The organism is Halorubrum sp. SP3 (assembly GCF_005435195.1).
Taxonomy (GTDB): Archaea; Halobacteriota; Halobacteria; order Halobacteriales; family Haloferacaceae; genus Halorubrum; species Halorubrum sodomense.
Genome location: NZ_SGTU01000526.1, coordinates 1 through 295 on the forward strand (window position 1 = coordinate 1; position 295 = coordinate 295).

The following is a 295-nucleotide window of genomic DNA, read 5'->3' on the forward strand; positions in this document are numbered from 1 at the left end:
CGCGTCTACCGTGTCGCGTTCAGGCTGCCCAGAGGTAGGCTGGGAGTCTGGCTGAGTGGTGGCCGGGTCACCACCTGAATCGTCATCGTCGGAATCGTCGTCGGAGTCGTCCGAGTCATGGATGATGGACTCGACGTTGCCGGGGTACGATGAGAGCTCGTACGCCTCGGGTTCTACTTCTGGACCGCGGTCGACTTGCGGATTGTTGAGTTCATACGTAATGATCCCATCAGTTGACGGGATGAGGGCGTTGTGCTCGACACCTAGGTCAGTCGCTTCTTCGACCTGTTCGTCA

1 protein-coding gene is annotated in these 295 nt (G+C 58.6%); it reads right to left on the reverse strand.

Translation table 11 applies throughout. The annotated features are described in order from the left end of the window. Positions 1–295 (reverse strand): hypothetical protein (locus tag EXE42_RS19915; RefSeq protein WP_206750776.1); only part of this gene is annotated, 295 nt, incomplete at both ends.